This is a genomic window from Mycobacterium sp. E3247 (assembly GCF_001667785.1).
Taxonomy (GTDB): domain Bacteria; phylum Actinomycetota; class Actinomycetes; order Mycobacteriales; family Mycobacteriaceae; genus Mycobacterium.
Window position 1 is genome coordinate 16,234 of sequence record NZ_LZJG01000188.1, and the last position, 21,116, is coordinate 37,349.

General features: G+C 69.5%; 19 protein-coding genes. 13 read left to right on the top strand and 6 right to left on the bottom strand.

From position 1 onward, the window contains the following. Positions 1 to 5: 5 nt before the first annotated feature. Genes A9X04_RS10030 through acsA form a run of 4 tightly spaced genes read right to left on the bottom strand, consistent with a single transcriptional unit; the run spans position 6 to position 5,009 of the window. A complete protein-coding gene (locus A9X04_RS10030; protein ID WP_067919872.1) occupies positions 6 to 1,217 on the bottom strand; it encodes a dihydrolipoamide acetyltransferase family protein in 1,212 nt (403 codons plus the stop codon). After that, positions 1,214 to 2,191, bottom strand: a complete 978-nt coding sequence (locus tag A9X04_RS10035) for an alpha-ketoacid dehydrogenase subunit beta (protein WP_067919874.1) — start codon at positions 2,189 to 2,191, stop codon at positions 1,214 to 1,216. The genes A9X04_RS10030 and A9X04_RS10035 overlap by 4 nt, the downstream gene beginning before the upstream one ends. After that, on the bottom strand, positions 2,188 to 3,159 hold the full coding sequence (pdhA, locus tag A9X04_RS10040) for a pyruvate dehydrogenase (acetyl-transferring) E1 component subunit alpha (protein ID WP_067919876.1): 972 nt from the start codon (positions 3,157 to 3,159) through the stop codon (positions 2,188 to 2,190). Before pdhA ends, A9X04_RS10035 begins: the two co-directional genes overlap by 4 nt. Positions 3,160 to 3,209: 50 nt before the next feature. Then, positions 3,210 to 5,009 carry an acetate--CoA ligase gene (gene acsA / locus A9X04_RS10045; protein ID WP_067919878.1) on the bottom strand — a complete coding sequence of 600 codons (1,800 nt, stop codon included), beginning with the start codon at positions 5,007 to 5,009 and terminating at the stop codon, positions 3,210 to 3,212. 194 nt (positions 5,010 to 5,203) lie between these two features. Here acsA and A9X04_RS10050 point away from each other — a divergent pair, with 194 nt between their 5' ends. The 12 genes from A9X04_RS10050 (at position 5,204) to A9X04_RS10105 (ending at position 16,070) form a co-directional block, all read left to right on the top strand. Beyond that, positions 5,204 to 6,181, top strand: coding sequence for an NAD(P)H nitroreductase (locus A9X04_RS10050; protein ID WP_067919880.1), 978 nt, complete (start codon positions 5,204 to 5,206; stop codon positions 6,179 to 6,181). Between the two features lie 44 nt (positions 6,182 to 6,225). Then, entirely contained in the window at positions 6,226 to 6,495 is a 270-nt protein-coding gene (locus tag A9X04_RS10055; RefSeq protein ID WP_067919882.1) for a DUF1918 domain-containing protein, read from the top strand. An 8-nt stretch (positions 6,496 to 6,503) separates the two neighbouring features. Then, positions 6,504 to 6,743 carry a hypothetical protein gene (locus tag A9X04_RS10060; protein ID WP_067919884.1) on the top strand — a complete coding sequence of 80 codons (240 nt, stop codon included), beginning with the start codon at positions 6,504 to 6,506 and terminating at the stop codon, positions 6,741 to 6,743. Positions 6,744 to 6,808: 65 nt separating this feature from the next. After that, complete coding sequence (locus tag A9X04_RS10065) at positions 6,809 to 8,881, top strand: erythromycin esterase family protein (protein ID WP_197509115.1); 2,073 nt, start codon at positions 6,809 to 6,811, stop codon at positions 8,879 to 8,881. Between the two features lie 15 nt (positions 8,882 to 8,896). Beyond that, on the top strand, positions 8,897 to 9,901 hold the full coding sequence (locus A9X04_RS10070) for a 1-phosphofructokinase family hexose kinase (RefSeq protein ID WP_067919888.1): 1,005 nt from the start codon (positions 8,897 to 8,899) through the stop codon (positions 9,899 to 9,901). Between the two features lie 70 nt (positions 9,902 to 9,971). Continuing rightward, positions 9,972 to 10,742: a universal stress protein gene (locus A9X04_RS10075; RefSeq protein WP_067919890.1), complete on the top strand. Its 771-nt coding sequence runs from the start codon at positions 9,972 to 9,974 to the stop codon at positions 10,740 to 10,742. A 35-nt stretch (positions 10,743 to 10,777) separates the two neighbouring features. Next, entirely contained in the window at positions 10,778 to 11,602 is an 825-nt protein-coding gene (locus tag A9X04_RS10080; protein ID WP_067919892.1) for a universal stress protein, read from the top strand. 58 nt (positions 11,603 to 11,660) lie between these two features. Then, on the top strand, positions 11,661 to 12,329 hold the full coding sequence (locus A9X04_RS10085) for a response regulator transcription factor (RefSeq protein ID WP_067919894.1): 669 nt from the start codon (positions 11,661 to 11,663) through the stop codon (positions 12,327 to 12,329). A gap of 180 nt (positions 12,330 to 12,509) precedes the next feature. Beyond that, positions 12,510 to 14,156 (top strand): GAF domain-containing sensor histidine kinase, encoded by a 1,647-nt coding sequence (locus A9X04_RS10090; protein ID WP_197509117.1) that lies wholly within the window; start codon positions 12,510 to 12,512, stop codon positions 14,154 to 14,156. A 92-nt stretch (positions 14,157 to 14,248) separates the two neighbouring features. Continuing rightward, on the top strand, positions 14,249 to 14,782 hold the full coding sequence (locus A9X04_RS10095; protein WP_158243966.1) for a GNAT family N-acetyltransferase: 534 nt from the start codon (positions 14,249 to 14,251) through the stop codon (positions 14,780 to 14,782). Positions 14,783 to 14,792: 10 nt separating this feature from the next. After that, positions 14,793 to 15,671 carry a universal stress protein gene (locus A9X04_RS10100; protein ID WP_067919900.1) on the top strand — a complete coding sequence of 293 codons (879 nt, stop codon included), beginning with the start codon at positions 14,793 to 14,795 and terminating at the stop codon, positions 15,669 to 15,671. A 30-nt stretch (positions 15,672 to 15,701) separates the two neighbouring features. After that, the gene (locus A9X04_RS10105) at positions 15,702 to 16,070 is read left to right on the top strand and encodes an STAS/SEC14 domain-containing protein (RefSeq protein ID WP_067919902.1); all 369 of its coding nucleotides are present in this window, start codon (positions 15,702 to 15,704) and stop codon (positions 16,068 to 16,070) included. 9 nt (positions 16,071 to 16,079) lie between these two features. On the opposite strand, the gene A9X04_RS10110 is transcribed toward A9X04_RS10105, so the two are convergent. Both A9X04_RS10110 and otsB read right to left on the bottom strand, forming a co-directional pair. Continuing rightward, positions 16,080 to 16,895: a universal stress protein gene (locus tag A9X04_RS10110; protein ID WP_067919904.1), complete on the bottom strand. Its 816-nt coding sequence runs from the start codon at positions 16,893 to 16,895 to the stop codon at positions 16,080 to 16,082. A 122-nt stretch (positions 16,896 to 17,017) separates the two neighbouring features. Further along, complete coding sequence (gene otsB / locus A9X04_RS10115; protein ID WP_369828940.1) at positions 17,018 to 20,653, bottom strand: trehalose-phosphatase; 3,636 nt, start codon at positions 20,651 to 20,653, stop codon at positions 17,018 to 17,020. Between the two features lie 189 nt (positions 20,654 to 20,842). Between otsB and A9X04_RS10120 the strand changes: the two genes are divergently transcribed. Continuing rightward, a partial coding sequence (locus tag A9X04_RS10120; RefSeq protein WP_197509116.1) for a universal stress protein occupies positions 20,843 to 21,116 on the top strand: 274 nt, incomplete at its 3' end.

The following is a 21,116-nucleotide window of genomic DNA, read 5'->3' on the forward strand; positions in this document are numbered from 1 at the left end:
GCACATCACTTTTCTAGGAGGTCGGGCTGCTGGAGCAGCTCGTTGATCGCGGAAAGGAACAGCGCGCCCCGGTGTCCGTCGCTGGCGCGGTGGTCGGCGGCCAGCGTGGCCTGAACCGTGGTGACGACCCGGATCCCGCCGTCGATGACACACACCCGCTCGGCCGGCTGGCCGAAACCGACGATCGCCACCTGCGGCGGGTAGATGACACCGAAGACGGCGTCCACGCCCTGGTCGCCGAGGTTGGTGACCGTGATGGTCGGGTCCGACATCTCCGAACTCCGCAGCGAGAAGGCCCGCGCCCGCGCCACCAGATCGGTCAGGTCGTCCATCAATTCGTCCAGCTTCTTCTCCGGCACGTCGTGGATGGCGGGCGCGACCAGGCCGCCGCCGCGCAGCGAGATGCCGACGCCGACATGGACGCCGTTGGCCGGCTCGAACCCGTCTTCGCGCCAGAACCCGTTGAACTCGCCGAACCGCTGCGCGGCGACGCCGACGGCTTTCAGGAGCAGGACGGCCGGCAGCACCCGTTCGTCGATGGACCGTTGCGCGTTCCTCGCCGTCAGCCAGGACAGCGCCTTTTCCAGCATGATCTCTTCGGCAAGGTAGTAGTGCGGGATCTCCCGCTTGGACCGGCTCATCGCCGCGGCGATCGACTTTCGCATCTGCGTCGCGCGGTCGGCCGCGGTCGGCTTGCCCGCCGGTTGGGTGACCGGCTTGGCCGGCTTGGCCACTAATCTGCTCGCCGCGTGCTCGACGTCGTTGATGGTGACGGCGCCCTGCGGTCCGGTGCCGCTCACCGCCTCGATGTCGACGCCCAGCGACGTCGCCAACCGGCGTGCGGCCGGCGACACCCAGCGGCGCCGCCCGGGCGCGGCCGGGGGAGCGCTGGGGGCCGGCGCCGGCTTGGGCGGTGCGGTCGCCGGTGTGGCGGCGGCCTTGGCCGGCGGGCGCGGCCGGGGCCGCTTCTCCGCCTGCTCGCCGGGTGCGGTCAGCGTGGCCAATGTCGTTCCCACCTGGACGGTTTCGCCGATCGGCACGACCAGCTCGTCGACGATGCCCTCCTGCCAGCACTCGACCTCGACCGCGGCCTTGGTGGTCTCGACGATCGCCACGACCTGGCCGCGGGTCACCTTGTCCCCGGGCTTGACCAGCCACTCGTTGAGGGTGCCTTCGTCCATGTCGGACCCGAGCGAGGGCATCTTGAATTCGATCACGACCGTTCTCCGAACAGGCCTTGCACGGCGGCGACGATCTTGGCGGCCTGGGGCAGGGCGGCCTCTTCGAGGTGCTTGGCGTAGGGCATCGGCACCTCGGTGCTGCACACCCGGGCCACCGGCGCGTCGAGGTCGTAGAACGCGCCCTCCATCACGCGCGCGGTGACCTCCGCGGCCAGGCTGCCGGTGCGCCACGCCTCGTCGATGACCACCGCGCGGTGGGTCTTGCGGACGGATTCGAAGATGGTGGCGTCGTCGAGGGGACGCAACACGCGCAGATCGACGACCTCGCAGTCGATTCCGGCCAGCGAGAGCTCGTTGGCGGCGTCGAGCGTCTTGGGCAGGCTGCCGCCGTAGGTGATCAGGGTGACGTCTCCGCCGCTGCGGCGGACCGCCGCCCGCGAGATGTCCGTGGGGGTGAGAACGTCGACGTCCGTCGAGGTGTTGTAGAGCTGGACGTGTTCGAAGATCACCACCGGGTCCGGGTCGGCCAGCGCCGGACCGAGCATGCCGTACGCGTCCTCGACGGTGGCCGGGGCGAGGACCTTGATGCCGGGGATGTGGGCGTACCACGGCTCCAGGCTGTGCGAGTGCTGGGCGGCGAGCTGGCGCCCGGCGCCCGTCGCCATCCGCACGACGATCGGCACCGAGAACTGCCCGCCGGACATATGCCGAAGGGCCGCAGCGGTGTTGACGATTTGATCCAGCGCCAACAGGCTGAAGTTCACCGTCATGACTTCCACGATCGGTCGCAACCCGTTCAGCGCCGCGCCGATCCCGATGCCGACGAAGCCCAACTCCGAGAGCGGCGTGTCCCGCACGCGGTCGGGGCCGAATTCCTCCAGCAGGCCCTTGGAGGCGGCGTAGGTTCCCCCGTAGCGGCCGACGTCCTCACCCATCAGCACCACCCGCGCGTCGTCGCGCAGGGCGTCGCGCAGCGCGTCGTGAACGGCGGTCCGGTAGCTGGTCTTCATCGCACCGCCTCTTCCGTCAGCACGTCGCGTTCCAGATCGGCCACGTCCTCCCACGTTCCGGCCTCGGCGAAGGCCACCGCCTCCTCGATCTCGGTGCTGGCCGCGTCCTCGATCTCCCGCACGTCGGCGTCGGACAGCGTGCCGTCGCCCAGGCACTTCTCGGTGAACGCCTGGATCGGGTCGCGCTGCCGCCACCGCTCGACCTCGGCCTTGTCCCGATACAGTTCGGGGTCGAACATCGAATGCGCGCGGAACCGGTAGGTGCGGAATTCGATGAAGAACGGACCGCCGGTGTCGCGGACGTGATCGACGCCCTGCTGTGCGGCCGCATGGCAGGCCTCGACATCCATGCCGTCGACGGCCAGGGTGGGAACGCGGTAGGCGGCCGCCTTGACGGTGAGATCGGTCTGCGACTGGGCCCGGTCCAGCGCGGTGCCCATCGCGTAAAGGTTGTTCTCGCAACAGAACAGCACCGGCAGGTTCCACAGCGCTGCCATGTTCAACGACTCGTGGAAGGCGCCCTCGGCCACCGCGCCGTCGCCGAAGTAGCAGGCGGTCACCCGCTTCTGCTGCAACTGGGCGTCGGCCAGCGCGATGCCCACCGCGAGCGGCAGGCCGCCGGCCACGATCGCGTTACCGCCGTAGAAGCGTTTGGCCGCGTCGAACAGGTGCATCGAACCGCCCCGGCCGCGCGAGCAGCCCTCCTGCTTGCCGAACATCTCGGCCATGATCGAGGGCATCGGGATGCCGCGCAGCAGCGCGTGTGCGTGCTCGCGGTAGGTGGCGACCACCGCGTCGTCGTCGGCCAGCGCGCGCAGCGACCCGGCGGCCACCGCCTCCTCGCCGACGTAGAGGTGCAAGAAACCGCGAATCTTGGCCGCGCTGTACAGTTCCGCGCACTTCTCCTCCATGCGCCGCACGCGGATCATGTCGGACAGCAGTTCGTGGGCCAGCTTCACGGTGGTCATCGGGGGCCGCTCCTCCTCATCACTTCGTTCTGCATCGTCGCCGGCGCGGGTCATGATGGCACCCCTTCGGCGTGCTGGACGGGTTGTCGCTCGATGGTGGAGGTGTCACCCTCGGGTAGCCCGAGTTCGCGGGCCTTCAGCAGCCGTCGCATGATCTTGCCGCTGCTCGTGTGCGGCAACGAGTCGACGAACTCGATCTCCTTGGGCGCCACCGTGGCCCCCAGCCGCTTGCGGGCGTGGCCCAGCAGCTCCAGCCGCAGGTCTTCGTCGGCCACCACGCCGTTCTTCAGCGTGACAAAGGCTTTCACCATTTCGCCGACCGTCGGGTCGGGTATGCCGATGACGGCGGCCTCGGCGACCGCGGGGTGGTCGGTCAGGGCGCTCTCCACCTCGAACGGACCGATCAGATGTCCCGCGGACTTGATCACGTCGTCTTTGCGCCCGACGAACCAGAAATAGCCGTCGGCATCCTTTTTCGCCAGGTCCCCGCTCAGATACAGCCCGTCGGAGAACGAGTTCCGGTAGCGCTCCTCGGCGTTCAGGTACCCGCGGAACATCGACGGCCAGCCGGGCCTGAGCGCGAGCTCGCCCTCGACGCCGGGTTCGTCGATCACCTCGACGGGCCCGTCGTCCTCGCGCCGCACGATGAAGGCGTCCACGCCGGGCAGCGGCCGGCCCATGGAACCGGGCTTGATGTCGAACGCGGGCGTGTTGGCGATCATGATCCCGCCGGTCTCGGTCTGCCACCAGTTGTCGTGAATCGGCAAGCCCAGCACCCGCTTTCCCCACCACACCGCTTCCGGGTTGAGCGGTTCGCCCACGCTGGCGATGAAGCGCAGCCGCGGAAATTGGTATCGCGCGGGCAGTTCCGGTCCGGCCTTGATCAGCATCCGGATGGCGGTCGGCGCCGTGTACCACACCGACACCGCCTGGTCCTGCAGGATGCGGTACCAGCGTTCGGCGTCGAATTCCGCTTCGTCGACGATGGAGGTGACCCCGTGCAGCAGAGGGCTGATGATGCCGTACGAGGTGCCCGTCACCCAGCCCGGATCGGCTGTGCACCAATAGGTGTCGTCGGGATGAAGGTCGAGCGCGTACAGGCCGGTGACGTAGTGCATCGCGACGGCGCCGTGCACGTGGATGGCGCCCTTGGGCGTGCCCGTGGTTCCGCTGGTGAAGTGCAGCAGAGACGGGTCGTCGGCGGTGGTGGGCTCGATCGGTGCGTTCTCGTCGGCCGCGTCCAGCCACTGCCGGAAGTCGAGTGTGCCGGGCGGGGCGCCGCCGCGCTGGCCGTCGTCGACGACGAAGATGTGCCGCACCGACGGCAGCCGATCACGGATCTTGGCGACCTTGCGCTGATAGATCGCCCTGGTGGTCACCAGAACGTCGGCCTGCCCGATGTTGACGCGGGTGGCGATCGGCTCGGGTCCGAACGCCGAGAACAAGGGCGAGACGACGCTTCCGATGCGCAGCGCGCCCAGCATCGCGATGTAGAGCTCGGGGCTGCGCCCCATCAGCGTGAACACGCGATCGCCTTTGTTGATGCCCAGCGAGCGCAGCGCGCCGGAGAACCGCCTGGACAGCCGGCCGAGTTCCGCGTAGGTGAGATCCTGGGTGGTGATCGCGCCGTCCCAGGGCCGGTCGGCGACGAACCGCAGGGCGGTGCGCGTCGCGGCCGGGCCGTCGGCGTGCCGGTCGAGGGCGGCGTAGGCGATGTTGCACAGGCCCGGCCCCATGCCCTCGCAGAGGTCCGGTACATCGGACCAGTGGAACCGGGCGCGCTCGTGCTGGTAGTCGGTCAGGTTGGGCCGAACATGAGAGTCGGCGGCCGTTTTGTGGATGACGTCCATAACAGGTCCTCGGTTAGCGGGGTCGACTTCATCGTTTGCCGCGCGGCCAGGCCGCAATAGAGACCAAGGTCATCAGTGGTCCTCAGTCGCGCCGGGCCAGCGGGCCCAATGACCCGACCCTGGGGACCAAGGACCCTGGCGCGTGCTGCCCGAATGCCAGAGGGTCCAAGGTAAGACAGGAGAGGCGACGACGAATGACCCCAACGATGGTCGACAGCAAAGTGCTCACCAGGGCGGTGGAGCTTGCGTGCCGGGCACCTTCGCTGCACAACAGCCAGCCGTGGCGATGGATTGCCGGCGGCCCGACGGTCGACCTGTTCGCCGACCCGGACCGCATGGTGTCGTCGGCCGACAGCTCCGGCCGCGAGTCGATCATCAGCTGCGGCGCGGTGCTCGACCACTTCCGGGTCGCGATGGCCGCCGAGGGGTGGGACACCGCGGTCGACGAGTTTCCCAATCCCAACAACCTCGACCATCTGGCGTCGATCGACTTCGCCTCCGCCGACTACGTCGCGGTCGCCCGGCGAGACCGCGCCGCGGCGATCGTGCGTCGCAGGACCGACCGGCGCCCGTTCGGTCGCCCCAAGGGCTGGGCATCCTTCGAGCCGGTGCTGCGCAGCGCCTTCGATCCCGCCCTGGCCCGCGTCGACGTACTGGCCGACGACGCGCGGCCGCGGCTGGTGGAGGCCGCCCGCCTGAACGAGGCGTTGCGCCGCTACGACGACGTCTATCAGCACGAATTGCGTTGGTGGACCGCACCGGGCCGGCACGACGACGGCATCCCCGAAGCGCTGGTGAACCAGACCCACGCCGTCGACGTGAACCGGAAGTTTGCCCTCGACGAGCACGCCCGGGCGGGTTCCGGGGTTCCGCCGGATCAGGCGGAGGTGCTCGTCCTGTCCACCCCGGGCGACGCCCGCGCGGACGCGTTCCGGTGCGGTCAGGCGCTGTCGGCGATCCTGCTGGAGTGCACCATGGCCGGGTTCGCGACCTGCACCGTGACACACGTGACGGAGCTGCGACCCAGCCGCGACATGATTTCTGAACTCATACCCGACGCCGAAGCGGTACCCCAGGTGTTGATCCGGGTCGGCACCGCACTCCCGGGCCGGGGCGCTCCGGAACCGACACCGCGGCGGCGGATCAGCGACGTCCTGCAGATGCGCCGATAGAACGAGTCCGGTTGCACCCCAGCCTTTTCGAAGGGAGACGACAAATGAACGCCGACACGGGGGACTGGCTCGTCATCAAGAGCGGCACGGTCGGCCGCCCGGATCTGCGGGGACTGATCACCTCGGTGGGTTCACCCGACGGCGGACCGCCGTACCGGGTGCGGTGGCTGGCCACCGGCGAGGAGGCGACCGTGTTCCCCGGACCCGACGCGATCGTCGTCACGGCCGCGGAGCAGAGGGCGGCCGACGAGCGGGCGCTGTCCCGGCTGACCGCGATACAGGCCGCCATCAGGGACCGGGTCCGAGGGGCGTAGGAAGCCGAATGCCTTCCACCACCGACGGATGCCCCTCGTTGACCGATTCGGCCGTCGACGAGCTCGCGTACGAGTTCTTGCACTCGCAATATGCCGGTGACACCTACGTCGACTGGCGTCTGGACCAGCGTCTCGACGGCTTTCTGCGGCACCGCGGATTGGTCCGCCTGGTCGAGGACGGCGACGCCTACGGGCTCATCCTCAACCGCGTCATGGCCTACATCGGCGAGTTGCGCCGAAAACGCTGAGCCGACGAACGACCCGCCAGCCCGGGACTTCGGTCCCTACCGCCGATTGCGCGGGTGCTGGTCGGATGGACTGGTCAACGGTCAAGAAGGGGTGCGTGATGACCAGAGCAGCTGACGCCACCCGGCGCTCACCGAGGCGCGTGTTCCGGGACCGCGGCGAGGCCGGCCGGGTGCTGGCGAACCTCCTCGGTGCCTACCGCGATCGGCCTGACGTGATCGTGCTGGGGCTGGCGCGGGGCGGCATACCCGTCGCCTGGGAGGTGGCGGCGGCGCTGCACGCGCCGCTGGACGCCTTCGTCGTGCGCAAGCTCGGCGCTCCCGGCCACGAGGAGTTCGCCGTGGGCGCATTGGCGAGCGGGGGCCGCGTCGTGGTCAACGACGACGTCGTACGGGGTCTGCGCATCACCCCACAGGAATTGCGCGCCGTCGCCGAACGCGAAGGCCGGGAACTGATCCGGCGCGAGGCCGCGTATCGCGACGGCCGCCCGCCCGTGGATGTCGCCGGCAAGACGGTCATCCTCGTCGACGACGGCCTGGCCACCGGCGCGAGCATGTCCGCGGCCGTGCAGGCGCTGCGCGAAGCCGAGCCCGCGCACATCGTCGTCGCCGTCCCGGCGGCGCCGGAGTCGACGTGCCGGGAATTCGCCGGACTGGTCGACGATGTCGTGTGCGCGAGCATGCCCACCCCGTTCCTCGCCGTCGGGGAGTCATTCTGGGATTTCCGCCAGGTCAGCGACGACGAGGTCCGTCGGCTGCTGGCCACCCCGACCACCGGGGTCTCGACACGCGCCGCGGCGCGCACGCCCGCCGAGCTGATCGGCCGCGCGGCCGTCGACGCGCCCGCGGGCGTCCCGACGCGCGAGACGCTCGAGGAGCTGATCGGGGATGCGCGCATCGTGCTGATCGGCGAAAGCTCGCACGGCACCCACGAGTTCTACGAGGCCCGCGCGGAGATCACCAAATGGCTGATCGAGGAGAAGGGCTTCTGCGCCGTCGCGGCGGAGGCCGACTGGCCCGACGCGTACCGGGTGAATCGCTACGTCCGCGGCATCGGCGACGATACCAGCGCCGACGGCGCGCTGAGCGGGTTCGAGCGCTTTCCCGCCTGGATGTGGCGCAACACCGTCGTCCGGGACTTCGTCGAGTGGTTGCGCGCCCGGAACCGGTTGCACCAGAACAACGGTCAGCGCCAGGCCGGTTTCTACGGCCTGGACCTGTACAGCCTGCACCGGTCGATGCACGAGGTGATCGGCTACCTGGACAAGATCGACCCGAAGGCGGCGGCGCGGGCCCGGGAACGCTACGCGTGCTTCGACCACGCGTCGGCGGACGACGGCCAGGCCTACGGGTTCTCGGCGGCGTTCGGCGCCGGACCGTCGTGTGAGAAGGAAGCGATCGATCAGCTGGTCGACATCCAGCGCAACGCGTTGGCCTATGCCCGCCGGGACGGGCTGCTCGCCGAGGACGAGCTGTTCTACGCCCACCAGAACGCCCAGACGGTGCACAACGCCGAGGTGTACTACCGGGCGATGTTCAGCGGGCGGGTCACCTCCTGGAACCTGCGGGACAAGCACATGGCGCAGACGCTCGAGGCGCTGCTGAAGCACCTGGACCGCCACCAGGATATCCCGTCGGCGCGAATTGTGGTGTGGGCGCACAACTCTCATGTCGGGGATGCGCGCGCCACCGAGGTGTGGTCCGACGGTCAACTCACCCTGGGGCAGCTGGTCCGGCAGCGGCACGGCGACGAATCGCGCCTGATCGGCTTCAGCACCTACTGGGGCACGGTCACCGCCGCCAGCGACTGGGGTGGTATCGCCGAACGCAAGGTCGTCCGCCCGGCGCTCAACGGCAGCATCGAAGAACTCCTGCACGAGACGGGCCGCGGCGAGTTCCTGGTGTCGCCGCACGTCGGCTCGGGCGCCGCAGAGCCGCTGAGCGCGGTCCGGTTGGGGCGTGCCATCGGCGTGATCTACCGGCCCGAGACCGAGCGGCAGAGCCACTACTTCCACGTCCGGCCGGCCGACCAGTTCGACGCGATGATTCACATCGACAGGACCCGTGCGCTGGAACCGCTCGAGGTCACCAGCGTGTGGGTGGCCGGCGAAACGCCGGAAACCTATCCGAGCGGCCTGTAAGGGGCATCGAGAGCAATGGAGACCGCTGCCGAGCGGGGTACGGGCGGCACACAGATCGTGACGCTGACCATGAACCCGGCGCTCGACATCACCACCAGCGTCGGCGTCGTGCGGCCGACCGACAAATTGCGGTGTTCCGCGACCCGCTACGACCCGGGCGGAGGGGGCATCAACGTCGCCCGGGTCGCGCGGGTCCTGGGCGCCTCGGTGCTGGCGGTGTTTCCCGCGGGCGGCTCGCACGGCGGTCTTTTGACGACCCTGCTCGGCGACGCGGAAGTGCCGTTCCGGCGAATTCCGATCGACGCGCAGACGCGGGAGAGCTTCACCGTCAACGAGACCAGCACCGGCCAGCAGTACCGGTTCGTCCTGCCGGGCCCGGAGTTGACGGTTGCCGAGCAGGAGCGGTGCCTCGACCTGCTGAGGATCGCGGCCGAATCGGCCGGATTCGTCGTGGCAAGCGGCAGCCTGCCGCCGGGTGTGCCGGCCGACTACTACCAGGGTGTCGCCGATATCTGCCAACAGCTGGGCGTGCCACTGATCCTGGACACGTCCGGCGGGGGGCTGCAACACATCTCCTCGGGGGTGTTCCTGCTCAAGGCGAGCGTGCGGGAACTCCGCGAATGCGTGGGCCGCCGGCTCGCCACCGAGCCGGAGCAGTTCGCCGCCGCCCACGAGCTGATCGACCGGGGCCGGGCGCAGGTGGTGGTGGTGTCGCTGGGTTCCTACGGTGCGCTGCTGGCCACCCGCCATACCAGCCAGCGGTTTTCGGCGATCCCGATGGCATGCGGCAGCGGCGTCGGCGCGGGCGACGCGATGGTTGCCGCAATCACGGTGGCGCTCAGTCGCGGATGGCCGCTGACGAAGTGCGTGCGGTTCGGCATCGCTGCGGGCACGGCGATGCTGATGACGCCGGGCACGGCCGTCTGCGAGCGTGCGGATGTGGACAGGTTGTTCGACCTCGTCGGCGAAGCCTGCGACGTCAGTGACGTTGGGACGAACGGCATCCGGGCTGAGGCCTAACGGCCCCTCCGCAACGGCGACGGGGCGCAATACCCTGGCGTTCAGCGATGAGAATCAGTCAGGAGCCGACATGACGGAGCTGGACGCGAAGTCAGTGGTCGTGGGCATCAACGGCTCGCAAGCCGCGGTGAACGCCGCCCGCTGGGCGGTCGACGAGGCGGTGAGCCGGCAGCTGCCCCTTCGCCTGGTCTATGTCATCACCGGACGGGAGGCGGCCGGCGGGGTGGCGTCCACCTCCGAGTGGGACCTCGAGCGCGCGGAAATGGCGCTGTCGCAAGCGGAGTGGGCCCTGCAGCGGGCGCCGAAGCCGGTCGAGGTGGAGACGGCGATCTTCTCGGGCGACCCGGCGCAGGTGCTGGTGGGCCAATCGCAGGACGCGGCGCTGGTGTGCGTCGGCACCGCCAGACGGGGATGGGCCTCCGACGGGTTGTTGGGCCCCACCGCGGCGGGCCTGGTTGCGCACGCGCACTGCCCGGTAGCGGTCATCCGCACCAATCCCGACGGATCGCCGACGGAGCTCGGCGTGATCGCCGTGGTGCTCAACGACGACCCCGACAACGACGAGGTCGTGCACCAGGCCATGGAGGAAGGGCGGCGCAGGCACGCCACGGTGCGCCAGATCGACCGCCGCCTGAACAGCTGGGTCCGCCGTTACCCCGACGTCCACGTCCAGACCGTGGCCGCGGGAACCGGCGCCAAGCACAGCGAAATGCCCGGTGGCGCAATCGAACTGGCGGTGGTGGGCAGCGCCGATGCCGACGAGATCGTGGGCCTGGCCACGCCGAACTGCCATCCGATCGTCGGCTACCCCGACTGCTCGGTGCTTGTGGTCCGCCACTAGAAGAACGTCCGCCGCCAAAAGGCCACCAAAAGACGATGTCCGAGTCAGCCAGGGCCCAGTCGATCGTCGCCGGTATCGATGGTTCCAAGGCGGCGATCCGCGCTGCCCTGTGGGCGGTCGACGAGGCGGTGAGCCGCGGGGTTCCGCTGCGCCTGCTGCACGCGGCCGAGCGCGAAGACGGTGCCGAGCACGCGGAACTTGCGGTTCGGCAGGCGGTGACGGCGATCCGGGCGGCGGGCAAGCCGGTGCGGATCGAGACGGAGGTCGTCGCCGGGCCCGCGGTCGGGTCGCTGATCCGCTCGTCGGCGTCGGCGGCCATGGTCTGCGTGGGTGCCGTGGGACTGCGTCACTTCCAGCCGGGCCGGGTCGGCTCCACGGCCGCGGCCCTGGCCGTGTCGGCGCGCTGCCCGGTGGGGATCGTCCGCGGCCGAGATGGTCACCGCCCGCAACCCGGGGACAAGGCCGTCGTCGAGATCGACGCCTTGGCGGACCCGCATCTGCTCGATGCCGCCATCGACGAGGCCCTGCTGCGCGGCACCACCCTCGAGGCGGTGATCTCGCGACGGACCGGCCCGACGGAGCACGGTGTGGGGCTCGGAGAGGCCGATCGCCGGGCGCTCGCCGACCTGGATCGCCGGCTGGCCCGGTGGAAGCGGCGTCATCCGCAGCTGCGGGTCGAGTCGGTCGCCCTACGCGTCGGCCTGCTGGAGTACCTGTCCGGCCCGCGCGGGCCGGTCGGTTTGGTGATCGTCGGCGCCCACAATCGCGCGCATGTGGCCGAACTCGTCGGACCGGTCGGCAGTTCGGTGATGCAGGACGCCAACTGTTCGTTGTTGGTAGTCAACCGGCAACACTTGTGAGCCCGGAGGATGATGGATATGTGATATTGAGGTCGTATGACCGGCGGAAGGGCTCGTAATGGTTAAGGTTTTCCTGGTCGATGACCATGAAGTCGTCCGGCGCGGCCTCGCCGACCTGCTGGCCTCCGACCCCGAGCTGGAAATCGTCGGCGAGGCGGGCTCGGTCTCCGAGGCCAAGGCGCGGATACCGGCGCTGCGGCCCGACGTGGCCGTGCTTGACGTGCGGCTTCCGGACGGGAACGGCATCGAGCTGTGTCGTGACCTGGTGTCCGATCATCCCGACCTGCGTTGCCTGATGCTGACGTCGTTCACCTCCGACGAGGCGATGCTCGAGGCCATCCTGGCCGGCGCCAGCGGCTACGTCGTCAAGGACATCAAGGGCATGGAGCTGGCCCACGCCATCAAGGAGGTCGGCGCCGGGAAATCCCTGCTGGACAACCGGGCGGCGGCCGCGCTGATGGCGAAGCTGCGGGGTGCGGCCGAACGCGAAGACCCGCTGTCCGGGCTCACCGAACAGGAGCGAACGCTGCTGGGCCTGCTCAGCGAGGGCCTGACCAACAGGCAGATCGCCGCGCGGATGTTCCTCGCCGAGAAGACGGTGAAGAACTACGTGTCGCGGTTGCTGGCCAAGCTCGGCATGGAGCGCCGCACCCAGGCGGCGGTGTTCGCGTCCAAGCTCGACCAACACTCCGGTCATCCGCAGACGCCGGCGACGCCGCCCGAGTAGCGGGCATCCGCGAAACGCCGCGGTAACGGCTGTTCGCTTGGGTGCTTGACAGTTAGCGATTAGGCTGATCTCAAGTTCAGTCAACGTTCGCGTCTGAGGCATCGGGAGGTCTGTCGGGTGACGACCGACGATAGCGGCTCGGCATTTGCCGGACTCGGCCAGCGGGGGCTGGTGAGCAGGATGCACGAGCAACTCGACGAGTTGCTGGCGGCCCGCGACCAAATGGAGCAACTGCTGCGGGTCATCGTCGAGATCGGCGCGGGCCTCGACCTCGACGCCACCCTGCACCGGATCATCTCCGCGGCCAGGAGGCTGACGTCCGCCCCCTACGGCGCCCTGGCCATCCGTGACCCCGAGGGCAACCTGCTCTCCTTCGTCCACGAGGGAATCGATGCCGACACCGCGTCTCGGATCGGGCACCTGCCGGTGGGCAAGGGTCTGCTGAGCCTGTCGCTGCTGGACACGCCGGCGTTGCGGATGGACGACCTGACCACCCACCCGGCCGCTGTCGGCTTCCCCGAGCACCATCCCCCGATGCGCGCCTTCCTGGCGGTGCCGATCACCATCCGCAGCACCGTGTTCGGCAACCTCTATCTCACCCACGTCGAGCCGGGACGGGTGTTCTCCGACTCCGACGAGGTGGCCGCCCGCGCGCTGGCGTTCGCCGCCGCGGTCGCGATCGACAACGCGCAGGTGTTCGAACGCGAGCGGACGGCGGCCAAGTGGATGGAGGCCAGCCGCGAGATCACCACGGCGCTGCTGTCGGACGCCGAACCGCACAGGCGCCCTCTGCAGTTGATCGCCGAACGGGCCCGGGCGCTGACCGAGGCCGAGCAGGCGATCGTCCTGGTGCCAGGAGATCCCGACCTGCCCGACGACGAGGTCGACACGCTGTTGGTCTCGGCGGCGGTGGGGCTGCACGCCGCCGAGGTGGTCGGCCAACGGGTCCCGGTGGACGGTTCCACCAGCGGCGCCGTCTTCCGCTCCGGCGAACCGCTGATCACCGAGAGCTTGCGGTACCCGATCCAGGCGTTCACCGACGTCGGGCAGCGCCCGGCCATCCTCATGCCGCTGCGCGCCCACGACGAGGTCGTCGGCGTCATCGCCATCGCCCGCGGCAGCCACGAGCCGCCCTTCGACGAGAGCTACCTCGATCTGGTCAGCGATTTCGCCACGCACGCCGCGATGGCGCTGGTGCTCGCGTCCGCCCGGGACGACGCGCGCCAGGTGACCATCCTGGCCGAGCGCGAACGCATCGCGCACGACCTGCACGACCACGTCATCCAGCGGCTTTTCGCCGCGGGCATGGATTTGCAGGGAACGCTCGCCCGCGCACGCTCCCCGGAGGTGTCCGAGCGGCTCAACCGCACGCTCGACGATCTCCAAACCATCATCGAGGAAATCCGCACGACGATCTTCCAGCTCAAATCCCCACCGGGGAAGAACGACTTCCGGCATCGCATCCAGCAGGTGGTCGCCGACCTGACCGAGGACCGGGACATCGTGACCACCCTGCGCATGCACGGGCCGATGACCGCCGTCGGCGGCGAGCTGGCCGACCATGCCGAGGCGGTGACCGCGGAGGCCGTCAGCAACGCGCTGCGCCATTCGGGCGCGTCGCGGCTGACCGTCGAGGTCAGCGTCGCCGACATGTTCGTCCTCGACATCATCGACAACGGCTCCGGCATCCCCAACGGCAACACGCGTCACAGCGGTCTGGCCAACATGCAGCGCCGCGCCGAACAACTGGGTGGTGCGTGCGAGATCACCCGGCCTCCCGAGGGCGGCACCCGGGTCCACTGGGTCGCGCCCCTCATCGACCGGTAGCGATCGTCCCGCCCCGCCACGGGACCAATGGGAAGGACCCGGGGGCCTAACGACCCTGCCCAACCGCGCCGCGCCGGATTAACCTCGGGCACGTGACTGATCGGCCGGTGGACGTCGCGGCTACGGCCCGGCTGCTCGACGGGCGCCTGGTGTCGCTGCGCCCCCTGACGGCCACCGACGCCGACGCCGTGCTGGCGCTGCATGAACACCTCTCCGACCACGACCGCTACTTTCGCTTCTTCACGCTGCAGCTGTTGCCGCTGCACGAGCTCGTCGCCAACCTCACCGAGCCCGCGGACGGCGTGTACGCCCTCGGCGCGTTCGACGCCGGCCGGCTGATCGGCGTGGCCCACTGCATCGTCGTCGACGACCCGAAGGTCGCCGAGGTCGCGATCGTGGTGGCGCACGAGGACCACGCGGTGGGCGTGGGCACCGCCCTGCTCAAGCACCTGGCTCCCATCGCCCGAGCCCACGGAATCGCACGGTTCATCGCGGACGTCCTCGGCGAGAATCACCTCATGCTCACGGTTTTCTTCGATCTCGGCTGGCCCTGCCGCCCGATCGATTACGGATCGGTTCGCCACCTCGAGATCGAGCTACCGGAATTCGACGAGGCGCCGGCATAGAGGAGCAAAGATGACGGGAAACGGCAAGAAGCACGGGGTGCTGGTGTGTGTCGACGGGTCGGTCGCATCCGACGCCGCCGTCGCCTGGGGGACCCGCGAGGCCGTGATGCGCGGTATGCCCATCACGCTGATGCACGCCGTCCCGCCGGTCGTGGTCGGCTGGCCGGTGGGCCAGCTGTATGCGGACATGCCCGAGTGGCAGCAGGACAGCGCTCAACAGGTCATCGACCGGGCCCGTGAGGCGCTCGGCGCCAGCCTGGGGGGCGCCGAACCACCCGAGATACGCACCCAGACCGTGTATTCGGCCATCGTCCCCGCACTGATCGAGGCCTCCGAGGACGCCTGGATGCTGGTCGCCGGGAGCCAGGGGCTCGGCGCCCTCGGACGCCTGCTGCTCGGCTCGGTGACCACGGGGCTGGTGCACTACGCGCACTGCCCGGTGGCGGTCATCCACTCCGACGAGGACGCGGCCCCGGACTCCGGCGCGCCCGTGCTGCTGGGCATCGACGGATCCCCGGCGTCGGAAGCCGCGACCGCCCTGGCCTTCGACGAGGCGTCGCGCAGGGGAGTGGGACTGGTGGCGCTGCACGTATGGAGCGATGTCGGGGTGTTCCCCATCCTCGGCATGGACTGGCACGACCGCGAGAAGGAAGGGCAGGAGATCCTCGCCGAGCGCCTGGCCGGCTGGCAGGAACGCTATCCCGATGTGCATGTCGAGCGGAAACTGTTCTGCGACAAGCCATCCGAGTGGCTGCTGAAGGAATCCGAACAGGCTCAACTGGTGGTGGTCGGCAGCCGTGGCCGGGGCGGATTCCCCGGGATGCTGCTCGGCTCGGTGAGCTCCGCGGTGGCACAGTCGGCCCGGGTACCGGTGCTGGTCGTCCGTTGACGCAAAGAATCGATGGTTCGGAGGCTGGTGATGATCGAACTTCTGGAAGACATGCCGGAGAAGGTGATCGGCATTCGCGTGTCGGGCCGGCTACGCGGTGACGAGCTGCGCGACTTCAAGCCCGAGATCGACCGGGTGCTGCAGACCGGCGAGGTGCGGATCGTCGAGGTGATCGAATCCGATTACGAGGGATTCGGGCCCGGCGGATTCCTCGAGGATCTCAAGCTCGGCTTCGGCACCGTCCTGCCGCATCATTCGGCGTTCAAGCGCATCGCGGTGGTCTCCGACAAGGACTGGGTCGCGCCCGTCCTGCACGCGCTGGCGTGGATGGTCCCGGGCGAGATCACGGTGTTCGGGCTCGACGAGCTTGCCCGCGCCAAGGCGTGGGCGGCCGGATAGCCGGTCCGCTCAATCGCGCACGACCAGCACCGAACACCCCGCGTGGCCGTTTGGGTGCGTGGTGATCGGGCCGACCATGCGGGCGACCTTGTCGGCGTCCTCGCTGCCCACCACCGCCAGTTGCACGGGTTCTGATGTGTGCGTGAGGAATTCGGCGGCACCGCGCCGCGCGGCGGCGGGCTGGACGTGCACCTCGCGGTGCTTCTCCACCCAGGGGCCGAGCCGGTGATTGAGCTGGGGGTAAGGAATCTCGCCGAGGCCCCACCGCCAGACCCCCATCGCCAGGATGGGTGCATCACGAAGACGCGCCTCGCGGAAGCCGTGCTCGAGCACCGCGTCGTTGGCGGCCGACTCCGCGACGGCCACGGCGACATACCCGCCGTCCGGCCGGGTGGCGTCGAGGCTGCTGCGGATGACGGCCACCGGGCAGTGCGCCTTCTGCGCCACGGTGTCCGCGGTCGAGCCGAGGACCTTGCGGGCCACCCAGCCGGTCCCCACCGACCCCACGCAAACCATTGCGGCGCCGCGGGATTCGTCGATCAACGCGCTCTCCGAGGAACCCCGCACGACGTCGCACTCGATCTTGACCGGCTGGCCCATGGCCTGAAGCGCCGCGTCGGCCGCGCGCAACGACGTCTGGGCATACTGGACGTCCAGGCTGTCGTCGTCGCCCGCGTCCGCGCGCCGCTCGGGGACGGCGTGGATCAGGCGCAGCGGGACGTTGCGGCTGACGGCCTCGGCGACGGCCCATTTGGCCGCGTTGATCGCGGCGTCCGAGCCGTCGATGCCCACCACGATCCGCTGCGACGACTGCGGATTGCTCATCGAGTCCTCCTGTGTGACGTGCTGTCGGGCCGTCGAGGCCCGTCACCGCCCACGTTATGGGCCGGGTGGCGCGGTCCAGCAGGGCCGTTCGACCCCGGTTCGCGGGCTTTGGTCACCGGGCGTCAGGCGACCTCGACCGCGTGCCCGGGCAGCAGGTGATGCACCCGGCCGCGGCACTCGACCGCGATCGACGCGCTGTTGCCGGCCTCGGAGGTGAGGTCGGCCGCCCGGCCGCTGACCCGCAGGTGCAGCCGCTGGCCGCGATACACGAACGGGAACTCGATGGGGTCCAGCGCTTTCGGCCACTGCGGGCTCAGGATCAGCCGGTCGTCGCGGGTTTCCAGCCCGGTGAAGCAGCGTTGCAGCAGGTCGATGCTGCCGGCCATCGCGGCCAGGTGTATCCCCTCCGACGTGGTGCCGCCCTGGATGTCGACGACGTCGGAGGCGAGCACCTGCACGAAGTACTTCATGGCGTGATGCCGGTTGGCCCGGGTGAGGACCCACGAATGGACGAGCGCGCTGAGCGTCGATCCGTCCGAGGTGCGCGCGAGGTAGTAGTCCACGGTCTCCGGGATTCGTTCGGGCGCAACGCGATAGCCGAGCCGACCGAACAGGGCCAGCAATTCGTCCGACGACAGCAGGTAGAACAGCATCAGCACGTCGGCCTGCTTGGAGGCTTTGTAGTTGTTCACGCTGTCGTTCTCGGCCTCCAGAATGCGGTCGAGCCGCTGGATGTTGCCGTAGCGCCGCCGATAGTCTTCCCAATCCAGCTCGGCCAATTGGGAATAGCCTTCGAACTGGCTGATGACGTTGTCGTGGAAGGGGACGTACATGCGCCGCGTCACGTGGTCCCACCGGCTCAGCTCGTCGCTGGTGAGATCGATCTTGCCGACCAGGTCGAGGCGGTCGCGCAGCGGAAGCAGGTCCAGGGCGTCCATCGCGCGCAGGATCGTCCAGACCGCCATGACGTTGGTGTACGCGTTGTTGTCGATGCCGTCGTACTCCTTGCCGGGGTAGCCGGAATGGAACTCGTCGGGGCCGATGATGCCGTTGATTGTGTAGCGGCCGCGACTCTCGTCGAAACCGGCCAGCCCGACCCAGAATCGCGCGATCTCGACCAGCATCTCCGCGCCGTAGTCGACGAGGAATCGCCGGTCGCCGGTCACCTGGTAGTGCTGCCAGGTGTTGTACGCGATGGCGAGGCCCACGTGGTGTGCGCGAGCGCTGGCATCCGGATTCCACCGGCCGGACTGCGGATTGAGGTGCAGCTCCTGGCTCACCTCACGCCCGTCGCTGCCCGATTGCCACGGGTACATCGCGCCCAGGTAGCCGGCCCTGCGCGCCGCGCGGCGGGCCTCGGGGAGGCGCCGATACCGGTACAGCAGCAGCGAACGCGCCACGTTGGGCAGGCGCACGGACAGCACCGGCGAGACGAAAAGCGAGTCCCAGAAGACGTGTCCGCGGTACGCCTCGCCGTGCAACCCGCGCGCGGGGACGCCGGTGTCGAGTTCGGCGGTATGCGGCGAGATGGTCTGCAGCAGGTGCACCAGGTGCAGCCGCAGGATGCGCAGCGCGTCGGGGCCCTCGGTCAGGCCGATGGCGCACTGTTCCCAAAGCAGGTCCCAGGCCCGGGCATGCTGGCGATGCAGTTCGTCGTACCGGTCGGCGGCGTCGAGGTGCAGCTGGGCGGTGCTGGCCGGTTCCGAGATCGCGCTGTCCCGGCCGGTGAAGATGGTCGCGACCTTCTCGCAGACGACCGATTGCCCGGTGGCCAGCGCCACCTGGATGTCGTGGCCGCCGCGGTCGGCTTCCCGCACGATCTTGTACTGCGCCACGGCGCGGGCGTCGCCGCACCACACGGTGCTGCGCGCCGCCACCGCGATGGCGATGCGCGACTGCGTCGTCTCGGTGCGCAGTATCACCGCGTCCTCCGCGGATTCGTCGATCACCGGTGAGGTGAGGTGGGTGCTCGACAGCGAGCGGTAGCGCTCCACCATGGTGTTGCGCACGCCGCCGTCCAGCAGCGACCGGAATTCCACGGTGCCCGACCAGTTCTCGGCGACGATGGTGGTTCGCATGGCGACCAGGTGCGGCTGGTCCATCGAGGCGAACCGCTCCTGGGTCATTCTCGTGATCTGCCCCGCGGCGTCGCAGAATCGCAGCGTACGGGTCAGCGTCGCGTGCCGCAGGTCGAACGTCTGCCGGTAGGACAGCACCTGGGTGTCGTCGATGTGAAACCACGGACCGCCGTTGATCCGAAACGTCAGCGACAGCCAGTTGGGCAGGTTGACCAGGCTCTCGTTCTCGACGGTCCGGCCGGCGATCCGGTCGGTCAGCGTGTTGTAGACGCCGGCCGCATAGGTCCCCGGGTAATGCGACTCGGCGGCCGTCGCCTCCGGTGCGCAGCCCCGGGTGGCGACGTAGCCGTTGCCGACGGTGCACAGCGTTTCGCGCAGCCGCTCGTAGGCGGGGTCGTAGCCCTCGTAGACGATTTCCCACGGATCGTGGGGCGCGACGGCCGCGTCGTGCAGATCGTCGGCGAGCCGCCGGACGAAGTCGCACACCGCGGGCGGGTCGGCCAGGCTGAACAGCGCCGCCGACGTGCGGTCCCCGTCTTCGTTGTGCCGCAACGCGATTCCCACCCCGTCGAAGTGCACCGCGTCGAAGGCGTCCTCGTCGGTGATGTCGTCGCCGATGTAGATCGGCAGCATCGCGGCGCGGCTCGCACCCTCGACCTGCTCGAGGATCCACTGCAGTGTTCTGCCCTTGTCCCAGTCCAGGCTGGGGTGGAGCTCGATGACCTTGCGGCCCGTGGTGATCCGCAGGCATTGGGATCGCCCGAGTTTGCGTGCCGTCGTGATCACGCGGTCGGCGTCGCGGGGCGCGACGTTGCGATAGTGGACGGCGACGGAAAACCGCTTGCGCTCCACGTAGATTCCGGAGACGTCGTCGAGGAGCTGCTCGAGGCGGTCGGCCGCGCGCACCAGCGCGCCCATGGCACCGATGGCGGCGGCGTTCTCGTGCTGGGTTCCGTCGGGTGCGACGAGCTCGAAGCCGTGACTGCCCGCGTACCAGATCCCGTCGACCTGCACGCGTTCGCGAAGGTCGCCCAGGTCGCGGCCGCTGATCACCCCGACGGGGCATTGCGCGGCCAGCGCGCGCAGCGCATCGCGGGCGCCGTCGACCAGCGCGGCGGACTCCGGGTGGGCGGCGATCTCCGCCAGCGTGCCGTCGAAGTGCAGGAAAACGGCCGGCCGCCGGCTCGCCACCAGTTCTTTCAACTGGCTGTAGACGCCCATCGCGTCGGCGATGGTCGACAAGGGGGAGCCCCCGCGTCGCAGCGCGATCTCCGCAAGATCGGCGGAGACGGTGTCCGCCCCGCACGACAGCAATCCGTCGCCGCCCCCGTTGCGTTCCAGGCCGATGACCAGGCCGAAGCCGGCGTCCCGTCCGGCCGCCACGCCCGCCTCGGCGCAGTCGATGAGGACGCAGCGCACCGGGTGCACGCCCAGGCGCGTGACCGTCATGGTCAGCGCCGCGTCGACCTGCTCGGCGGTGTCGGCGGCGCCGACGGCGACACCGACGAGTTCGTCGATTCCCGCGGCGCGCAACAGCGCCGCGCAGTCGCTGGTGGACGAGTAGACGGCGCTGGCGACGCCGATGTCGCGCAGCCGCTGCAGGAATCCGGCGGTCGAATCGCGGGCCTCGACGACGCCCGGTGCCGCCTGTGCGATCACACAATCGAGCCCCAGGATCACCGCGTCGTGGTAGCGCTTGTCAACAGTGACTGGCGATTCGGTCACGTGTGTGACGATGCCACAGCGCGGGCGCCGGTCAAGGCCGTCGGCGCAGCGGGGGCCTCATGGCCATGCGGTTGGTGACTAAAGCCTCATGCTCGACGGTGGTTCGCGCCATAGCGTTTTGGGCGAGGAGAGGGAGAAAACATCATGTCCGCACTCGCAAACCGGCATGGCATCGTCGTCGGAATCGACGGATCGCCGGCCTCGAACGCCGCCGTCTGTTGGGCGGCCCGGGACGCGGCCCTGCGGCACGTCCCGCTGACCGTGGTCCACATGGTGAACGCCACCGTGCCGATGTATCCGGCCCTGCCCCTGTCGACCGGTGTGGCGGTGTGGCAGGAAGAGCAGGGCCGCGAGGTTCTCGAGCAGGCCGTCAAGATCGCCGAGGAGGCCGTCACCACCGACCGTAAGGTCGACGTCC